The 18,701-nt window shown below is 57.2% G+C and carries 15 protein-coding genes; 10 read left to right on the top strand and 5 right to left on the bottom strand.

Going from position 1 to position 18,701, the window contains the following annotated elements; all coding sequences use genetic code 11:
* Positions 1–279: 279 nt before the first annotated feature.
* The 3 genes from P0119_04050 to P0119_04040 all read right to left on the bottom strand — a co-directional run bounded on the left by P0119_04050 (position 280) and on the right by P0119_04040 (position 2,844).
* Positions 280–513 (bottom strand): hypothetical protein, encoded by a 234-nt coding sequence (locus P0119_04050; protein ID MDF0665231.1) that lies wholly within the window; start codon positions 511–513, stop codon positions 280–282.
* Between the two features lie 2 nt (positions 514–515).
* Positions 516–704 carry a hypothetical protein gene (locus tag P0119_04045; protein ID MDF0665230.1) on the bottom strand — a complete coding sequence of 63 codons (189 nt, stop codon included), beginning with the start codon at positions 702–704 and terminating at the stop codon, positions 516–518.
* A gap of 1,099 nt (positions 705–1,803) precedes the next feature.
* Positions 1,804–2,844, bottom strand: coding sequence for a cadherin-like beta sandwich domain-containing protein (locus P0119_04040; GenBank protein ID MDF0665229.1), 1,041 nt, complete (start codon positions 2,842–2,844; stop codon positions 1,804–1,806).
* A 317-nt stretch (positions 2,845–3,161) separates the two neighbouring features.
* On the opposite strand from P0119_04040, the gene P0119_04035 reads away from it, so the two are divergent.
* From P0119_04035 to P0119_03990, 10 genes are all read left to right on the top strand, one after another.
* A complete protein-coding gene (locus P0119_04035) occupies positions 3,162–3,914 on the top strand; it encodes a hypothetical protein (GenBank protein ID MDF0665228.1) in 753 nt (250 codons plus the stop codon).
* 190 nt (positions 3,915–4,104) lie between these two features.
* The gene (locus P0119_04030) at positions 4,105–5,304 is read left to right on the top strand and encodes an outer membrane beta-barrel protein (protein ID MDF0665227.1); all 1,200 of its coding nucleotides are present in this window, start codon (positions 4,105–4,107) and stop codon (positions 5,302–5,304) included.
* A 226-nt stretch (positions 5,305–5,530) separates the two neighbouring features.
* Complete coding sequence (kdpF, locus tag P0119_04025) at positions 5,531–5,620, top strand: K(+)-transporting ATPase subunit F (GenBank protein MDF0665226.1); 90 nt, start codon at positions 5,531–5,533, stop codon at positions 5,618–5,620.
* Entirely contained in the window at positions 5,620–7,422 is a 1,803-nt protein-coding gene (gene kdpA / locus P0119_04020; protein ID MDF0665225.1) for a potassium-transporting ATPase subunit KdpA, read from the top strand. The genes kdpF and kdpA (P0119_04020) overlap by 1 nt, the downstream gene beginning before the upstream one ends.
* An 18-nt stretch (positions 7,423–7,440) precedes the next feature.
* Entirely contained in the window at positions 7,441–9,564 is a 2,124-nt protein-coding gene (gene kdpB / locus P0119_04015; GenBank protein MDF0665224.1) for a potassium-transporting ATPase subunit KdpB, read from the top strand.
* A 39-nt stretch (positions 9,565–9,603) separates the two neighbouring features.
* On the top strand, positions 9,604–10,194 hold the full coding sequence (gene kdpC / locus P0119_04010) for a potassium-transporting ATPase subunit KdpC (protein ID MDF0665223.1): 591 nt from the start codon (positions 9,604–9,606) through the stop codon (positions 10,192–10,194).
* A gap of 169 nt (positions 10,195–10,363) precedes the next feature.
* Positions 10,364–12,142 (top strand): potassium-transporting ATPase subunit KdpA, encoded by a 1,779-nt coding sequence (kdpA, locus tag P0119_04005; GenBank protein ID MDF0665222.1) that lies wholly within the window; start codon positions 10,364–10,366, stop codon positions 12,140–12,142.
* A gap of 566 nt (positions 12,143–12,708) precedes the next feature.
* A complete protein-coding gene (locus tag P0119_04000) occupies positions 12,709–15,405 on the top strand; it encodes a sensor histidine kinase KdpD (protein ID MDF0665221.1) in 2,697 nt (898 codons plus the stop codon).
* Between the two features lie 27 nt (positions 15,406–15,432).
* Positions 15,433–16,125 carry a response regulator gene (locus P0119_03995; GenBank protein MDF0665220.1) on the top strand — a complete coding sequence of 231 codons (693 nt, stop codon included), beginning with the start codon at positions 15,433–15,435 and terminating at the stop codon, positions 16,123–16,125.
* A gap of 300 nt (positions 16,126–16,425) precedes the next feature.
* Positions 16,426–17,265 (top strand): hypothetical protein, encoded by an 840-nt coding sequence (locus P0119_03990; GenBank protein MDF0665219.1) that lies wholly within the window; start codon positions 16,426–16,428, stop codon positions 17,263–17,265.
* 49 nt (positions 17,266–17,314) lie between these two features.
* On the opposite strand, the gene P0119_03985 is transcribed toward P0119_03990, so the two are convergent.
* Entirely contained in the window at positions 17,315–18,049 is a 735-nt protein-coding gene (locus tag P0119_03985) for a hypothetical protein (GenBank protein ID MDF0665218.1), read from the bottom strand.
* Positions 18,050–18,199: 150 nt separating this feature from the next.
* Positions 18,200–18,667, bottom strand: coding sequence for a hypothetical protein (locus tag P0119_03980; protein MDF0665217.1), 468 nt, complete (start codon positions 18,665–18,667; stop codon positions 18,200–18,202).
* Between the last annotated feature and the right edge of the window lie 34 nt (positions 18,668–18,701).

The raw sequence follows: 18,701 nt of genomic DNA, 5'->3' as shown, positions 1-18,701 counted from the left end.
CCTGCTAAGCAATCACCTTGCCTACCGACGAACAATCCCAATGTGGGCGATTTTCGAACGGATCCCCACAAGACCATGACATCCGAATGACTACGTACCTGTATCCGAACAGATTCAGGTGTATCCAAATGTCTCAATGCAGAGATGACATGCGACGGCAGGGAACTTTTTCCAAAACGCCGGCCTATCCGGTAGACCAGCAAGATGAACGACGGGATGTATCCATTTGATCCAGGCGATCACCAGATTCCGACTATTGCAGGCGAGGGTGAGAGCGATTTAGCGGGGAGATGGAGTACGCATGAGGGCGATGAAGCCCTCTTGTTCGAAATGCCGGTCGGTGGTCAATGCCTCCGTGATTCGATGCTGCAGCATCACGACCATGGACCAACAATCGGTCAAGCTGTACCCCTTGTCTGGTCTCCCTTTGTAAAAAGCCAGGCTCTTCCGAAAGGTCTCTCGCCCAAATGGCAGCACACGGACGCTCGGGGCAAGGAGTATTTGGTCCACCATGTCTACTGCCGCACGGCTATAGATGGGCCGCCATTCGAATGGGCATTGAGCAGTTCGGTCAACACCGCATCGGTCGTTAAAAGACGGCTGTTCTCCAACGTCGTCGACAGGTCGACAGCGAGACTGTGATGACGATCAAACGGGCTGGCCAACGCGAGCCAGTAGGCCGTGTCGGCAAAGATGATCCTCAAGAGCGTGCCTGACCCGAGAGGGAGTGATCGTGATGCTCAGCCAGATCGGTCGGCAGCTTATGCAAATCAGACTCCGGCACACGACGGACGATATTGAGAATCTGTTGCCAGATCGGTTCGCTACGAGACGCGCGTTTGTTGGGAATGCGGCGTCCTCGGCGGCGAGTGTGTTTGCGGGTTATGGATGAACTAGGCATGTTCGAATTATAGCCAAAAATTGGAGAACCCGACAAGTTTCCTGCTAAGCCGGTAAGTTGCCCCTGCTAGAACCCCGGCATGTCCGGTAGGCTGGCGAGATGGAGTCGAAACTCTCTGCTTTTTGCATCGACCACGTAGCGTCTTAGGGCTTCGCTGACTACCGGGAAGGCCATTGTCTCCCAGGAAATGTCTGAGAGAGGAAACAATCGGACATCCAGCAGGCTGCGGAAAAACCTTCTGTTCATCCTTCGAGAGCCTCAGGACGAACGGAGCGGTCATTGAATTTGCTGAGATTTTTCGTTCATGCTGAGCATGTCGAAGCACGCGAATCGAGTTGTTCCGCAGCCTGTTAAGCTTTCCGGTCCCGCCTGAACGGAACCCTTCTTCTGGTGATGCCTGAGAGTTGGATAAGCGTGTCAGTGCCGAGAGGGATCACGCATGCGCGCGATGAAGCCCTCTTGTTCGAAATGCCGGTCGGTGGTCAATGCCTCCGTGATTCGATGCTGCCGCATCACGCCCGTAGACCAACAATCGGTCAAACTGTACCCCTTGTCGGACCTCGCTTTGTAAAAGGCCAAGCGTTTCCGAAAGGCCTCACGTCCAAAGGCCAGCACTCGGCACCAGAAGTATGCGATCCACCATGTCCACCGCTACACGACGGACGGGGCACCATTCGAGTGGGCGTTCATGGAGGGACTGTGGGGGATCGGGCACTCTCCTACCATGGATCCTCAGGTTCCCTTGGGTCGTAACCGAACGATTATCGGATGGATTGCGTTTGCCGTACTTGTCGTCACATTTCCGCCGGTGCCGTTCTCCTTCCACTAAGCGATTCGTGGCTTCTTCCGCCCTCACTCGCTCCGTTTTCTGATTTTCTTGTTAGGTCCTAGCGCGCAGGTTGTTAGCTTGTTGTTCCCGCCTGTGGGGCTGCGGCGCGGATAATTTGTAAGCCATAGTGTTTCACCTGATTGTTCTGCGCAGTCACGACTAGAGTCACCAGCGTGGTTGATCCAGGATCCCCAAGGTCGATGAGGGTCGGGCTGGGCACTCCGTTAATTGTCAGGCTATGTGCAGCGCTATCTTGAGGAGCCCCGGTGATCGTGACGTTTTCCACGCTACTCGCTACAGTGACGGAGTAGTCCACTATACTGGGACTAAAGGTTGGAGATAGGCTGCCTTGTGAAACAGTCAAACTCCCCAGATTGGCATTGTTTGAGATTCCGCGACTCACAGCCACCTGGTAGTTCTTCGGAGCGCCGTTTTGGGCCTTCACGGCTACGGTGATGGCAGTGGTTTGCCCGACACCCTTGAGGGCCACTGGAAGACCCTGCCCGGATAGGACAGTTGGCCCGTTCACCGTCATCGTCGCGGCCGGATCCGACAGCGTGGGGGTCACAGTGACACTTCCGATATTGTCGAGAACGCTGGCTGTATAGGCTTGTAAGTTCGGATCGAACGTCGGTGCCAGGGTTCCGGGTGGAACCGTCAAGCTCTGTAACGAGTTGTTCCCCGTTGGGCCTGCTCTGGTGATAGTGACGTCGTAGAATTGCGCATTGGTGTCTGATTCTGAAACCGAGATTCTCACCACTGTGGGAGCGTCGCCAGGCGGATTCAGGGGAATGGAACTGCTTGTCGTGACGGAACTATTAATGCCGACCTTGTGGCCTGGCACGGCAGGCAGAGCGGTCACAGTCACGCTCGCGACGTCGCTGGAAAGATCAACCTCGTACTCCGTCGTTGTGGGGCTGAAGGGCGGTTGCAACGTTGCCGTAGTCGTGTCAGTCGCGACGGATAAGCTGGCAAGCTGTAACTGTGACTGCACGGGGTTCGGAGGGGGCGCGGTTTCTGAGTCGCCACCGCAGCCAGAGGCGATCAATCCGAGCGCGATGAGAAAGGCGGCAGAGAGATACTGTCTCACAGCGGTAGTGGTACGCATCATCATGGTAACTAGTCTCCTTTTCCTAACAGGATATCGACTCTGGCGGGATATTGACTCTGGCGGGATATTGAAAAAGTCTCCCAGCGGTACTTGCCTCACCTAGAGGCTTGAGCCTACGACAAATTTTTACTGTTACCGTTCCACGGTTGTCAAGGCCCTTTTTCTGATGGGCAATGCTGGGGCACATCTTGTTCTGTGGATTGGAGCCGTTGTTCGGTATGTTGGCTATGCACCAGTACAAAATCCGGCCTACTGCTATTTTCTTGTCCCGTTCATCTGATTTTCTTGTCCGATTCCGCAGACGATCTTAAAGTAGAGCCATGCTCGCGGCCGGCGCCTCCACGACCCGCTGTCCGAAATGTCACGCTGAACGACTTGATGAGGCGGTGGAATGTGACGGCTGCGGCATCATCTTCGCCAAGTACCGACCCGGCGCGGAAAAAACTCGTCTCTCGATCTCATCCTCATCGTTTGCGAGATCGAAGTGGCAGGTGACGGCCAAGCTATGGCTGATTGAATCGGACCGGACGACCGATTCGATGAAGTTCTACGGCCGCGTGGTCCTGTTCCTGCTGCTGATCTGGTGGGGTTGGAAGTTCATCATCACGCCGCTCGAAACGAACTACACCGGCGAGTCATTTCTTCACCTGATCAATCTGCCCTTTCACGAAGCCGGGCACTTGGTTTTCATGCCCTTCGGCCGGTTCCTGATGTTCCTGGGCGGGAGTCTCGGCCAAATTCTCATGCCGATCATCTGTCTCGGGACATTCCTTATGAAGACTCGTGATCCATTCGGAGCCTCAGTGGCCTTGTGGTGGACGGCAGAGAGTCTGATGGATATCGCTCCCTACATCAACGATGCGCGAGTGCTTGACCTCATGCTGATCGGCGGAGTGACAGGAAAAGAAACCGACGGTCATGACTGGAACAACATTCTGACGATGCTGGATTTGTTGGAATGGGATCACCGATTGGCTCATCTCACCTACAACCTGGGCATCCTGGTGATGCTGGTATCCCTTGCCTGGGGAGGCCGGCTTTTGCTGCGCCACTACCGGCGTCTCTCAACGTAATCCTCCCCTTCACGGCCTCTGTCACTTCCCCTTCGGCGGGAACTTCATCTAGCCCACAGTTTCTCACAGTCGTTTTTATACGGCCTTAACATATTCCGGCTTCGGTTTAACATGATTCTGACACCGATCATGATAGGGTCTCGATAAGGCATGCCGAAGCACCAAGGCAGCTTGAGTACGGAGAAAAAGGTTGGACCTGATCACACAGGTTGTTCGGCGGTCAACGATATTTCTAGCGTGCCTGGTATGGGCAACGACCGTTCCGGCCTTTGGTGAAGATCTCGTCGGGCCGATCATGCCGGTGCAGCAACGGAAGTCCGAAGCCGTCGACGCGCCGAACAAGCCCAGATTGTTTCACTACGGCGGGTTCGTGGATCTGGGATATCTCGTGAACTTCAATTTTCCGGCCAACCATTTCTTCCGCGACCGCAGCACGACGCCGATGGTCAATGAGTTCAATTTGAATATGATTGGAGGCTATGTCCGGAAAGATGCGACGGAATCGTCCCGCTGGGGAACGGAATGGTTGCTTCAGGCAGGCGAAGATTCCAAAGCCTTCGGATTCGCCGTCGGCCTACCGCATGTGCAGGATTCCGATGTATGGCGTCACTTTGGACGGGCGAACGTATCCTATCTGGCGCCCGTCGGCAACGGGCTCACGGTCCAAGCTGGATTGTTCAACAGTTTCATCGGCTACGAGTCGCTCTATGCCAAGGACAATGCGAATTATACGCGCGCCTGGATCGCCGACTATTCACCCTACCTGATGTTCGGAGTCAACGCCGTGTACTCATTCAACGACCGGTGGACCGGAGCCGTTTTCATCATCAATGATTACTTTCACCTTGAAAATTCCAACAGCGTCCCGAGTTACGGCGGGCAAGTCCAATACAAGCCCACGTCGGCCTGGACCATCAAAGAGACCATCTATTACGGGCCGGACCAGTCCGACACCTCGATGGAATTCTGGCGCTTCTTCTCCGACAGCATCGTCGAATGGAAAGGCGAGCGCCTCACCGTGGGTGTTGACTACCAGATCGGGACCCAAAGAAATGCCTCGGCGCCCGGGAACCCTCGCGATTTCTACACCGGAGCGACCTTGGAAACGCGATGGCGCATCGCGGGGCCCTGGACGGCTTCGGTCAGGCCGGAGTTCTACTGGGACCGGAACGGTCTGATGACGGGATCCGAGCAGTTCATCAAAGCGATCACGACGACAGCCGAGTATGCCTTTCGCTACAAATGGACGAACACGATTATGCGGCTCGAATACCGCTATGACGAATCAACCGGTCCGGGTGGGGGTTTCTTCAAAGGGCCTCAGAATGTCCTGGTTTCAGGGCAGCATATGGTGATTGGCGGCATTATCTTGACGTTGGATTCTCCGTGAAAGAGGTCAACGATGCGCAGCCCGATACGACGTCAGAAGGGTCACCGACAGCAGGACTATTTACACCGTTTTTACGCGCCGTTTGTTAGGTTCTTCACCGTGACTGAACGGAGGCAATATGGATCTCGTGTTCATCGGATTGGCAATCGGTTTCTTTCTCGCGTCTGGCTGGCTCATCTCGGCGTTGGATCGGCTGTAGGACTTTAGGATTGTAGGGGGTATGGCCATGAACGGTATGTATCTGCTCGGCGGCATGCTCTCGTTGGGCCTGCTCGTCTATCTTATGGTCGCGTTGTTGAAAGCGGAGTGGTTCTGATGACAACCAACGGCCTCGCGCAAATCGCCCTCTTTTTCGGAGTTTTGATCGCGCTCGTCAAGCCGCTCGGCTGGTACATGGCGCGCGTGCATGAAGGCAAGCCCTGCGGCCTGGATCGCCTGCTGGGTCCCGTTGAGAGAAGCCTCTATCGACTTTGCTGTGTCCGGTCCGATGAAGAGATGACTTGGAAGACCTATGCCGTCGCGATGCTCCTGTTCAACGGGGTCGGACTACTGGCTCTCTACCTACTGCAACGGATACAGGGAGTCCTGCCGCTCAATCCCCAGACGTTCGGCGCCGTGGCACCCGATCTGGCCTTCAATACGGCGGCCAGCTTTACCACCAATACGAACTGGCAAGCCTACGGCGGCGAATCGACGATGAGCTATCTCACTCAGATGATGGGCCTCACCGTTCAGAACTTCGTTTCCGCCGCCACCGGCATAGCGATTCTCGTCGCCTTCATCCGAGGGCTGGCTCGCCGCAGTTCGCAGACCATCGGCAACTTCTGGGTGGATCTCGTTCGGAGCACTCTGTACATCTTGCTCCCGCTCGCGACGATCGTCGCCTTGCTGTTGGTCGGACAGGGAGCGGTCCAAACGTTCGATGCCTCTCACACAGCGCGCTTCGCACAACCGGTGCGCTATGAGAAACCGGTGACCGATGGAACCGGGCAGCCGTCGGTGGATGAGGAGGACAAGCCGAAGATGGAGCCGGCTATCGAGCACCATCAGCTATTGGCCGTCGGTCCGGCCGCCTCGCAAGTGGCCATTAAACACCTCGGCACCAACGGGGGCGGCTTCTTTAGCGCCAACGCCGCGCATCCGTTTGAGAGCCCCACGCCCTTCACCGATTTCCTGTTGATCTTGGCCGAAACCGTGCTTGCCGCTTCTTTGACCTACACGTTCGGCGTCATGGTCGGCGATACGCGGCAAGGCTGGGCGATTCTCGCGACGATGCTGGTGGTGCTGCTCGGCTTCATGCTCGGCGGCTATCTAGCGGAATCAGCCGGGAATCCCAGGATTGCGAGGCTCGGTGTCGATCATACCCCGAGCGACGTCCAGCCGGGCGGAAACATGGAAGGCAAAGAGGCGCGCTTCGGCATCGCGCGCAGCGCGATCTTTGCCGCCGCGACGACGGCAACGTCGACCGGCGCCGTCGATTCGATGCATGACTCATTCACGCCCTTGGGCGGTCTGGTTCCGCTGTTCCTGATGCAGTTCGGCGAGGTGATTCTTGGCGGCGCCGGCTCGGGCCTCTACGGGATGCTGGTCTTTGCGATCATCGCCGTGTTCATCGCGGGGCTGATGGTGGGGCGCACGCCGGAATATCTCGGCAAGAAAATCGAGCCGTATGAAATGAAAATGGCCTCCCTGCTTATTTTGATCATGCCGATCGTCGTGTTGGGCCTGACGGCCGTTGCGTCGGTCACGACTGCCGGCACGGCCTCGATTCTCAATCCCGGCCCTCACGGCCTGAGCGAGATCCTCTATGCCTATACCTCTCAGGCGAACAACAACGGGAGCGCGTTCGGTGGGTTGAATGCCAATACGGTCTTCTATAACACCACAGGCGGTTTAGCGATGCTCGCCTCCCGCTTCTGGCTGGCGGTGCCGACCCTCGCGCTCGCCGGCGCCCTGGCGCGGAAGCCATCGGCGCCTACCGGTTCCGGAACGTTACCGACGCATACGCCGCTGTTCGTTGTCTTGCTGATTGGAGTCGTGCTCCTCGTCGGCGGGTTGACGTTCGTGCCGGCGCTGGCGTTGGGCCCGATCGTCGAGCATGTGTTGATGATGAGCTGATTGTTGCCGAGGAACATCATGACGAAGCAGACACAAGAGGAAAAGAGCCGGTCCTTATTCGAGCCGACGATCGTGCGCCAGGCAGTGGTCGATTCCTTTCGTAAGTTGAACCCGCGCCACCAAGTCAAGAATCCGGTGATGCTTGTGGTGTGGGTCGGTTGTGTCGTCTCCACCATCCTATTGTTGCAGGCGCTGGCGGGCGCCGGTGAGGCCCCTACCCAGTTCATTCTCTCCATCACGATCTGGCTTTGGTTCACGGTGCTGTTTGCAAACTTTGCGGAGGCGATGGCGGAAGGTCGGGGCAAGGCACAGGCCGACTCGCTCAAGAGGGCGCGTCGGGAACTCACGGCCAAGAAACTGGGTACAGCCGATCCTGGGAGCGAGCATGATGTCGTGTGGAACCGACAGTTTGAGCGAGGCGATACCTTCAGCGTGGTGTCGGCGAATCAACTGAAGCCAGGAGATATATTCCTGGTGGAGGCAGGAGATTTCATCCCGGCCGACGGCGAGATTGTGGAGGGGGTGGCCTCGGTGAACGAGAGCGCCATCACTGGCGAGAGCGCGCCGGTCATTCGAGAAAGCGGCGGCGATCGCAGTGCTGTCACCGGCGGAACAAAGGTGCTGTCGGACTGGCTCATCGTTCGTGTTACGGCGAGCCCGGGGGAAAGTTTTCTGGACCGGATGATCGCCATGGTGGAAGGAGCCAGACGCCAGAAGACTCCGAATGAAATCGCCCTGACGATCTTGCTGGCGGCGTTGACGATCATATTCTTATTGGCGACTGTCACGCTCTTGCCGTTCTCTCTCTACAGTGTGCAGGCCATGGGGCAAGGGACACCGGTCACCGTCACCGTCTTGGTCGCGCTCCTGGTCTGTCTGATTCCGACTACCATCGGGGCTCTCCTCTCGGCCATCGGCATTGCCGGGATGGATCGCATGGTGCAAGCCAACGTCATTGCGACGTCGGGAAAAGCCGTTGAAGCGGCAGGCGACGTGGACGTCCTGCTGCTTGATAAGACCGGCACCATTACGTTGGGCAACCGTCAGGCGACCGCCTTCACTCCCGCAGAAGGAATAGAGGCCCAGGCGCTGGCCGATGCAGCCCAGATCTCGTCGTTGGCTGACGAAACACCGGAAGGCCGCAGCATCGTCGTCCTGGCTAAAGAAAAGTATGGGTTACGCGCGCGGGACATCCGTGAGATCGGTGCTACGTTTATTCCCTTTACGGCCCAGACAAAGATGAGCGGGGTGAATCTTGACGGACGGGAGATTCGTAAGGGATCGGCGGATTCTGTCGAAGCCTATGTGACATCGCAGGGAGGACACTTTTCTCAGTTTGTTCGGCGAAACGTTGACATGATTGCCAAACAAGGCGCGACACCGCTCGTGGTGGCGGAGAAGGCCAGGGTGCTCGGAGTGATCACGCTGCAAGATGTTGTCAAGGGAGGAATCAAGGAACGGTTTATTGAACTGCGCCGGATGGGTATTAAGACCGTCATGATCACAGGCGACAACCCACAAACAGCCGCGGCCGTGGCGGCGGAGGCGGGAGTCGACGATTTTCTGGCGCAGGCCACCCCGGAGGCCAAACTGAAATTGATTCGCGAGATGCAGGCCGAAGGCCGTCTTGTGGCCATGACGGGGGACGGTACGAACGATGCGCCTGCGCTGGCTCAAGCTGATGTGGCCGTAGCGATGAATACCGGAACACAGGCCGCCAAAGAAGCGGGCAATCTGGTCGATCTGGATTCCAACCCGACGAAACTGATCGAGATCGTAGAAATCGGCAAACAATTGCTCATGACTCGCGGCGCGTTGACCACGTTCAGTATCGCGAACGACGTGGCGAAATACTTCGCGATCATTCCAGCGGCCTTTGCCACGACCTATCCGGCGCTCAACGCATTGAACGTGATGGGGCTGGCCACGCCCCAAAGCGCGGTCCTGTCAGCAGTCATCTTCAACGCGCTGATCATCATCGCGCTCATTCCGCTTGCGTTAAGAGGAATCAAGTACCGGCCGATCGGCGCCGGTTCATTGTTGCAGCGTCATCTGTTGATCTATGGATTGGGCGGCATGCTCGTGCCGTTCGTCGGCATCAAGCTGATCGATATGATCCTAACCGCATTGCATCTTGCCTAACCAGATCACGAGCCGGTCGCGAGCAGAGAGGAGAGAACGATGAAAGAACAAATAAGACCCGCCCTGACCATGGTGCTGCTGCTGACCGTTTTGACCGGCCTAATCTATCCATTGACGGTCACAGGGATCGCGCAAGTGTTTTTCCCAGACCAGGCGAACGGCAGTCTAATAGTGCGTGAAGGCAAGGTGATCGGGTCCAAGTTAATCGGGCAGCATTTTGACAAACCGGGGTACTTCTGGGGCCGTCCGTCTGCGACTGCGCCGTTTCCCTACAACGCCGCTGCGTCGGGCGGGTCGAACCTTGGACCGAGCAACCCGGTACTGATCGACGCGGTCAAGACGAGGGTGACCACCTTACGAGCAGCCGATCCTGGCAACGACTTGCCTATCCCTGTGGACTTGGTCACGGCCTCCGGAAGCGGACTGGATCCCCACATTAGTCCGGCGGCCGCCTTATACCAGGCGAAACGTGTGGCGCGGGTTCGTGGCCTGGATGAGAACAGCGTGCTGGCGCTGGTGAGCACACATACGGAAGGGCGCCAGTTCGGCCTGCTGGGAGAGTCGCGGGTCAACGTGCTGATGCTGAATCTTGCGCTCGATGCGTTAACCACTAAGCCGGTTTCTCGTTGAAACGCACAGGAGAAGGTGCTCTGTGTTACTGCTCATCTTGTTTTTAGTTGCCCTCTGGACGATAGCGTTCTTGATCTGGCTATTGTGGAAATGGCTGCCTCCAGGCGGCAAGGTGCGCCGTCCTCCTCACACCTCGGTCGATAGGTCGTAGAATCTGGTGCAGTCTGATATGACCTTGCATGGGCTTCTCCAAGTCGCGCTGTTTTTCGGGGTCCTTCTCCTCGTCACCAAGCCGTTGGGCCTGTATATGGCCCGGGTGTATGAAGGACACCAGTCGGCGCTTTCTACCCTGTTAGGACCGCTTGAACGGGGCATCTATCATCTATGCGGCGTGCGCAGCGAAGAAGAAATGGCATGGAAGCGCTATGCCCAGTCTCTCCTTCTGTTCAGCGCGTTCGGCATGGCAGTCCTCTATGTGCTCTTGCGCTGCCAACAGGATTTGCCGCTGAATCCGAATCACGTTGGTTCGCTCGCGCCTGACTTGGCCTTCAATACGGCGGCCAGTTACGTCAGCAATACGAATTGGCAGGCCTATGCCGGCGAATCGACGATGAGCCATTTGAGCCAGATGGCTGGATTGACCGCACAAAACTTCATGTCGTCCGCGGCCGCGATGGGCGCCCTGATGGCGCTGATTCGCGGACTCGTCCGACGAGGTACGAAAACCGTAGGAAATTTTTGGGTGGACCTGGTCCGCACGATTCTCTACATCTTGCTGCCGCTGGCGATCGTGTCGTCGCTGATACTTATTTCTCAAGGGGCTGTGCAGTCGCTCGAAGATTCCGTGACGGTTCCCTGGTTGCAATCGGTGAATTCTGGCCGGGCCCTGATTTCCGGCGACCAACCGAATTCGAGTACACGCAGTGCGGGGACTGAGCAGGTGCTCTCGCTCGGCCCAGCCGCAACGCAGGTGATTGCGCGGGATCTTGGAACGTCGGGCGGAGGATTCTTCAGCGCGAATTCGGCTCATCCCTTTGAAAGTCCCACCCCGCTCAGTGATCTTCTCCTGCTGCTCCTGCAGACCGTCGTGGCGGCAGGCTTGGCCTATACCTACGGGAAGATGGTGGGTGACACATACCAGGGATGGGCGATTCTGTCGGTCATGCTCCTCGTCCTCTCCGTGGGCACAGCCATTACCTACTGGGCGGAATCGGCCCGCAACCCGCGAATCCTCGACCTTGGCCTGGATCTGTCCATCACGGACCATCAGCCCGGTGGGAATATGGAAGGCAAGGAAGTCCGGTTTGGGATTGCCCAGACGGCCTTGGCAGCATCCGCCACGACTGCCACTTCCACGGGAGCGCCAAACGGCATGCAGGATTCCCTCTCCCCGCTCGGGGGACTTGTGCCGCTTGTCATGATGCAATCTGGAGAGGTGATCCTGGGCGGGATCGGCTCGGGATTCAGCGGGATGATTGTTTTGGTCATCATCGCGATGTTCATTTCAGGCCTGATGGTCGGTCGCACGCCGGAATATTTAGGCAAGAAATTGGAACCCTATGAGATCAAGATCGCTTCGGTTGCCGTCTTGGTTATGCCGATTGCAACCCTGGTCGCGACAGCTCTTGTCATCATGACTGAGGTCGGGAGGGGCGCGATGGCCAATCCTGGACCCCATGGGTTCACCGAGGTTCTCTACGCCGTTACGTCGATGGCGAACAACAACGGAAGTGCCTTTGCAGGCTTGAACGCCAATAGCTTCTTATTCAACGTGAGCGGCGCGGTGGTTATGCTACTCGGACGCTTTTGGACCACCATTCCGATCTTGGCCCTTGCCGGTTCCTTTGCCGCTAAGAAGGTCGTCCACGTCAGCGAAGGGGCATTGCCGACCCATACGCCGCTCTTCGTCGTTTGGCTGATGATCGTGACGGTCGTGGTCAGCGCCATGTCGTTCTTTCCCGCCCTTGCCCTGGGACCGATTGCGGAGCACCTGTTGATGACTGATTAACCCCTGCGCAAGGTGTATGAAGATGAGGTTCGTGAATACAGGTCCCGTATCGGGTTCAGCAGGACACCGGACAAGCGCAGCTTGAACTCTGAGCGTGCCACGCCTGGAAGGGCGGTGGATAGGTATCTGCTAGAGAAGTTTCCGAGGAGCAGGGTGTCGATCGCCTATTGCTGTACAGGGGCCGGATGGCTTCCGTGGGAACTGGCGTCTCCACCAGGCCTAGTGGAAGAGGCCTTAACCAGGTCGAGTCGCAGGCCATCCAATCCGGGGTGTCGAATCATCACGACAATCCACATGATGAGCTGGATCAGTCCGATGCCACACAGGCCTGCCACAATTAGCGTTCCGAGATCCGTGTGTTCCATAGCGACTCCTCTCTGTTCTACTCGGAACAGCATAGGCCTCATTACATCAAGATGTGGTAAGAAGACGGCGTCAGGTTATCAAGATGATGTAAAAATCATGTGGCGACTGCCGGTCCGGTCGGCGGATTGTGTGACGTTGTTGCCACCCTCAACCGGGGAAGTTGTTCGAGCCCCATCAACGGACCTGAAGTGAGTCGTTCGATGAACCCACAACGACCAGATCCCGATGCGCTCTTGAAGCGTGTACAGGCCGAAGAAGCCCGTCTGGAGGAAGGAAAACTCAAGGTCTTTTTCGGCGCCAATCCCGGCGTAGGGAAGACCTATGCCATGCTGCAAGCGGCGCACGAGCAGCGACGCGATGGGCTTGATGTCGTCATCGGCGTCGTCGAGACCCACGGACGGACCGAGACCGACGCGCTGGTCGAGGGACTTGAGATCCTCCCCCGCCAACGTGTTGCGTACCGAGGCACGACGCTGTTGGAGTTCGATCTCGACGCGGCGCTGGCGCGCCGACCCGACGTCATTCTCATCGATGAACTTGCGCACAGCAACGCCCCGGGTACTCGTCATGCCAAACGGTGGCAGGACGTGCAGGAACTGCTGCGCGCAGGCATTCACGTCTACACGACGCTCAACGTGCAGCACCTGGAAAGTCTCAACGACGTGGTCGCCAAGATCACGAACGTCCGCGTACGGGAAACTGTACCGGATTCCGTGCTCGAACGGGCGGACGACGTGGAGTTGATCGATCTTTCCCCTGACGACCTCCTCCAACGGCTCAAAGAAGGGAAGGTCTATGTCCCGGAACAGATCCAGCATGCGATTCACAATTTCTTCGCCAAGGGCAATCTGATCGCGCTCCGCGAACTCGCCCTCCGCCGCACGGCCGAGCGGGTCGGTCAGCAGATGGAGGTGTACCGGCGCGCCCAGGCGGTGGTGCGGACCTGGCCAACGGCGGAAACCATCATGGTCTGCGTCAACATGAAGCCCCGCGGTCCCCGGCTGATCAGGGCTGCGCGCCAGATGGCGGCAGGACTCCATGCCAAATGGATTGCCGTCTACGTACAGGTCCCGCGACATCTCCGCATGTCACAGTCCGAGCGCGACCGTGTCATCCATACCCTTCGATTGGCTGAGCAACTCGGGGCCGAGACGGTCACTCTCACCGGAGATGACGTCGCTCAGGAGATCCTGGCCTACGCGCGCAGTCGCAATGCCACCAAGCTCATCGTCGGCAAGCCGATGCGGGCCTGGTGGAAGGAATGGCTGTTCGGGTCGGTCGTCTTGGATCTTGTCAATCAAAGTGGAGAGATCGATATCTATGTCATCACGGGAACGGCCGACGAGGGACAACCCGTTGCGCACCGTCCCCTCCGAAGTGCCGGCGATGTCTCAGGATATGCCTATGCTTTCGCAGGGATCATGATCGCGACGGCGGCCGACTGGCTGATGTTTCCCTATTTCGCGATGGCAAATTTGATCATGATATATCTGATCGCCGTCGTCGCCGTCGCGATCAGCTGGGGACGTGGTCCGTCGGTCCTGGCCTCAGTGCTGAGTGTGGCGACGTTCGATTTCTTCTTCGAGCCGCCGTATTTTTCTTTTGCCCTCTCCGATATGCAATATCTGTTGACCTCCGGCGTGATGCTGGCTGTGGCTCTGGTCATCAGCAATCTTACCGCACGTCTCCAGCAGCAAGCGGAGCTCGCCCGTTATCGAGAAAAACGCACGGGAGTGCTCTACACCATGAGCCGAGACCTCGCCATCAATCGGGGAACCGGCATGCTGGCCCAGCTTGCGGCCAAGCATCTCAGGGACGCGTTTGACGCGCAGGTTGCCGTCTTCCTCGCGGATGCCGATAAAAAGGTGCACCTGCAGCGCGGGGAACTCCTGGTCTTTGATTTGGATCCGAAAGAGTCGGGTGTGGCTCAATGGGTCTACGACCACAGCGAACGAGCCGGACTCGGGACGGATACGCTTTCGGGTACCAGCGCGCTGTACTTGCCGTTGGTGGCTTCAGCCGGCGCCATTGGTGTCGTGGCGTTGCGGCCAAAAGACAGCACTCTCCTCCTAGACCCAGAGCAGCTGCATCTGCTGGAATCCCTGGTGAACCAGGTGGCCTTGGCAATCGAAAGGACTTGTTTATCCGACGAAGCGGAACAGGCGCACGTACGCGCGGAAACGGAACGTACACGCAACGCCATCCTCAGCTCGGTGTCCCACGACTTACGAACCCCGCTCGCTATCATCACCGGCGCCGCCAGTAGTTTGGCGGTGGGAGGAGGGGAACTCGACCCCATGGCACGGGGCGAGCTCGCTCAATCCATCCATCGAGAGGCTGATCGTCTTGATCGGTTGCTGAAGAGCCTACTTGAGATCATGCGGCTTGAAGCCGGCGCCGTGCAACTGAACAAACAATGGCATCCTTTAGACGAGATTATCGGTGCGGCCCTAGCTAGCCTGGAGAGATGGCTGCGCGATCATGCCGTCCATACGGCTGTTCCGGCCGACCTGCCGCTGGTCCTGGTCGACGGGGTTCTCCTGGAACAAGTGGTGATCAATCTTGTGGAGAATGCCGTGAAGTATGCACCCCCCGGAAGTTCGATTGATCTCTCCGCATCGGCAAGCGATCGCGAAGTCATCGTCGCAGTCGCGGATCAAGGGCCAGGCATTCCCGTTGGGGAGGAATCCCGCATCTTTGAAAAATTCTATCGCACACAACATGCGAGAGAGAGAGGGGTCGGCCTAGGGTTGACGATTTGTCGTGGTATTGTGGAAGCGCATGGCGGCCGTATCTGGGCTGAGAATCGCTCCCGAGGCGGGGCTCTCTTTCGCTTCTCGATCCCGTTGCCTGATCAGCAGCCGCCTTTAAAAAGCGAGCAGGCGCGGGAGGCGTAATTCTGTTCAAGCGAGCCGGCAGGCCCTATGTCACAGGAAGCCACGATACTGCTCATCGAAGATGAACCTGAGATCCGGAGGTTTCTTAGGACATCATTGCCCGCCCATGGCTTTCGCCTCCACGAAGCCGCGACAGGACAGGGTGGGCTTACAGAGGCAAAAGCGAGGAATCCCGATCTCATTCTCCTGGACCTTGGCCTTCCTGATCTCGACGGAGGCGAGATAATCCGTCAGGTACGGGAGTGGACGCAGATTCCCATTATTGTGCTGTCGGCTCGAGATCAGGAGCAGGTGAAAGTGGCGGCGCTCGACCTCGGTGCCGACGACTACGTCACCAAGCCGTTCGGAGTGAACGAACTTCTCGCACGGATGCGAACCGCGCTTCGCCATGCAGCCCGAACCGGTGATGGCGGGGAATCGGTGTTTGTGCTCGACGATCTGAAGGTCGATCTCGGGCGGCGGCAGGTGTTTCTCTCAGGGAAGGAAGTTCACCTCACCCCGATAGAATACAAGCTGCTCATCACGTTGATCCGCTATGCAGGCAAAGTGTTGACCCACCGCCAGCTGTTGAAAGAAGTCTGGGGGCCGCTCCATGTGGATGAAGGACACTACCTACGGGTCTATATGCGCCAATTGAGAAATAAGCTGGAACGCAATCCGGCGCACCCACGTTATCTTATGACAGAGTTGGGAGTCGGATATCGGCTTCGAACAGAATGATCCACTCCGGCCTCCGCTAAGTACTGACAGCGATCTTCAGCAAGGTGCGAGAACGTCCGCATGACCGACCTTGCTTGATGCCCAAACCGTCACTGCCTAGTCCGGCGGCAGCGTCCCATCGATTCGACCGCGCTCGCCGCTCCATGTCCGGCGCAAATGTGGCACCGCAAAGGAAGGATTGGAATGAAGAATTTACAACTCATTTTGATTCTGTCGTGTACAAAGTAAGTTGTTGATCTTGGTCTCACGCCGGGGAGCGTTATGGGCCTCCCACAAAGTGGGGGGATTGAAAGACCCGTGATGCAGACAAATCCACCAGGAACTCGTTTCATACGTTGCGCGTTCTTCTTTCTCGGTCCCATCGTTGGTTCCTTCTGTCCAGATACTGCGCTCGCTGTTCGCCCCTTCGTCACGGACGATGCCCGGATCGCCTACAAGGGACAGCTTGTGACTGAATCGTACGGCGGTGTGACAGTGGTGAATGGAGATAAACCGGCCTTCGAGGCGCGTTCACTGCAAGGCATGTCCCTCACGGACCGATTCGAACTGACTGCTGGCGGATTCGGTTTCACCTATCAGGACCATCAAGCCCGTCCACTCGATATGCTCATTCAACCGAAGTATGTCCTGCATAGTTCTCTCGGCCTGGTTCCCTCGCTCTCCGTTGCCGCCGCCACGCTATTTCCCCTCAGCGGCAATCGCCAGCAGTGGGACGGCTACGCCATGGCCCACCTCAGCTGGTTCTTGTTTACACCGGATCCCGAGACCGACCCCTATGACAACAATCTAGCCCTTCATTTCAACCTCGGCATGAAATACCGATATGATGCAGGTCCTACGACTTTCCAGAGCAAATTGTATTGGGCTGCCGGTTTTGAGGTGGTCACACCGCTGACACGCGAATTGCGGATCTTGGGAGAGGTTTTCAACGGCGATCCCTTTTCTTACGAAGAAAAGTTTCCCGCGTTTCAAACCGGTTTCCGCTGGTACAAGAGTCCCATGACTCAGATCGATCTGGTCTTTCGCGGCCTACGGAACGGTTCGCTGGAAACTGAAGCCCTGACGGGAGCTGAGTTTGCTCCGGGTTGGAACTGTACGATTCAGATGGGATTCCGTGTGCTATTCGACGTCTTCCGATAATTGCGCGACCTCTCGAAAGAGGCAAGCAGCTTCTTCCCCACAATTCGATTCACCGTGAACGGAGCTTCGTGGCTGGAAGCTCTTCTTTGAGGCGGCGCAGCTGATCGATGATGCGTATGCCCAAGGCCTGGATTGCCCGCTCCTTCGCCTCTTGCAGGGCTGTGCTGTCTTCAACTAAAACCGCCGACCCAACAACCTTCGACACTCCTTCACCTGTTTGGATGGGAGCGTGCCATTCGGATCGAACAGCCCACAACACGCCGGTGGTCATGACAAGAGCGTCGCTTTCGGTACCAGGCGCCAGATAGGCACCGATCAAGGTCGAATACCACCACGCAGAGCGGTTGTTGTACCGATCGATGGCGGCCGCACCCTCTACGACCAAGAGCATATCGGCTCCATGTCGAGCACCCGCCTGGCGGATTCCGCCAAAGTCCTCTCCTCGCAGAGTGGCATCCATCAACACGACGGTATCCGTGAGTATTCGTTCATCTTGTAAGGTCGTCAGCAAACGGAGAAGTTGCTCCCTATCCGCGCCCAGCCACTCGACTTTCTTAATGGACTGTCGATTCGGAAAATCGTGTTCCGCGAAAAAGACACCAAGACGAAATGGTAGGGAAAAGTTGGACATCCGGTCTACGGTGAGTTGGGGATCTTGGTCAGCTGTGGGATCTACGGCAAGAGCTTCGCTGATGGCGGGTCGATCAAATCCTTGGCTGCGTGCACAGCCGGCCAATGTTGCCAAAATGAGCGCGAGGACGATCGTGAGGCCTTGCCCTCTCATCTCTATACTCATCGGTTGAATCATCTCATGCCGTCAGATTCCGCTCCGATCTCCGAACCCAATGACGATGAGCTTGACAAGATTCCTGCCGCACGATCTCGTTACGCGGCAGCTCCATAGCATTTCTGTGAATCTATTGAAGGGAAAGACCTACTCCACGATCGGGAGAATGCGATCGGCTACTGCTTGAACGACTCCTTCCTGCTCGGTCACCACTTTCAATCCTTTGAAACTCAGATAGTATCCCCCGTGACTCGGTGCCTGAATCGTGGCACCCACTTCGACTCGATCTCCATCCTCGACTTCCGGATCGCGGATAATTGGTCTCCCACAAATACCCAGCACTGCTACTGGGATGGTGGCCTCATCGTCTTCAAGGCGGAATAGGTACGCACCATAACAGTTGTCGCCATTTGGAACTGTGTAGGGATCGAGCGGCTGCACATCTCGTACAATCCCTCGCAATGTCGCACGTCGGAGATGATAGATCCGGGGTTCCTCGAGTATCTGTTGGATGCTGGTGGCTTCTTCTGCATGCACCACTGTCCCTGTGGTAGCTCCTAGAAGTATGAGCAGAACGATACCGAGCGGAATCACGATTCTTGCCGAAGGGGTCATGGTGGATGAAAGGCATCTTATCATCATTCTTACT

The organism is Nitrospira sp., from assembly GCA_029194665.1.
Lineage (GTDB): Bacteria > Nitrospirota > Nitrospiria > Nitrospirales > Nitrospiraceae > Nitrospira_D.
This window is presented reverse-complemented; position numbering and strand designations above follow the sequence as displayed.

Coding starts and splice junctions, on each gene's coding strand:
- P0119_04000 (MDF0665221.1), top strand. CDS start 12,709: ATGAACCCACAACGACCAGATCCCGATGCGCTCTTGAAGCGTGTACAG.
- kdpA (MDF0665225.1), top strand. CDS start 5,620: ATGACAACCAACGGCCTCGCGCAAATCGCCCTCTTTTTCGGAGTTTTG.
- kdpF (MDF0665226.1), top strand. CDS start 5,531: ATGAACGGTATGTATCTGCTCGGCGGCATGCTCTCGTTGGGCCTGCTC.
- kdpA (MDF0665222.1), top strand. CDS start 10,364: ATGACCTTGCATGGGCTTCTCCAAGTCGCGCTGTTTTTCGGGGTCCTT.
- P0119_03990 (MDF0665219.1), top strand. CDS start 16,426: ATGCAGACAAATCCACCAGGAACTCGTTTCATACGTTGCGCGTTCTTC.
- kdpB (MDF0665224.1), top strand. CDS start 7,441: ATGACGAAGCAGACACAAGAGGAAAAGAGCCGGTCCTTATTCGAGCCG.
- P0119_04040 (MDF0665229.1), bottom strand. CDS start 2,844: ATGATGATGCGTACCACTACCGCTGTGAGACAGTATCTCTCTGCCGCC.
- P0119_03980 (MDF0665217.1), bottom strand. CDS start 18,667: ATGACCCCTTCGGCAAGAATCGTGATTCCGCTCGGTATCGTTCTGCTC.
- P0119_04050 (MDF0665231.1), bottom strand. CDS start 513: ATGGTGGACCAAATACTCCTTGCCCCGAGCGTCCGTGTGCTGCCATTT.
- P0119_03995 (MDF0665220.1), top strand. CDS start 15,433: ATGTCACAGGAAGCCACGATACTGCTCATCGAAGATGAACCTGAGATC.
- P0119_04035 (MDF0665228.1), top strand. CDS start 3,162: ATGCTCGCGGCCGGCGCCTCCACGACCCGCTGTCCGAAATGTCACGCT.
- kdpC (MDF0665223.1), top strand. CDS start 9,604: ATGAAAGAACAAATAAGACCCGCCCTGACCATGGTGCTGCTGCTGACC.
- P0119_03985 (MDF0665218.1), bottom strand. CDS start 18,049: ATGAGAGGGCAAGGCCTCACGATCGTCCTCGCGCTCATTTTGGCAACA.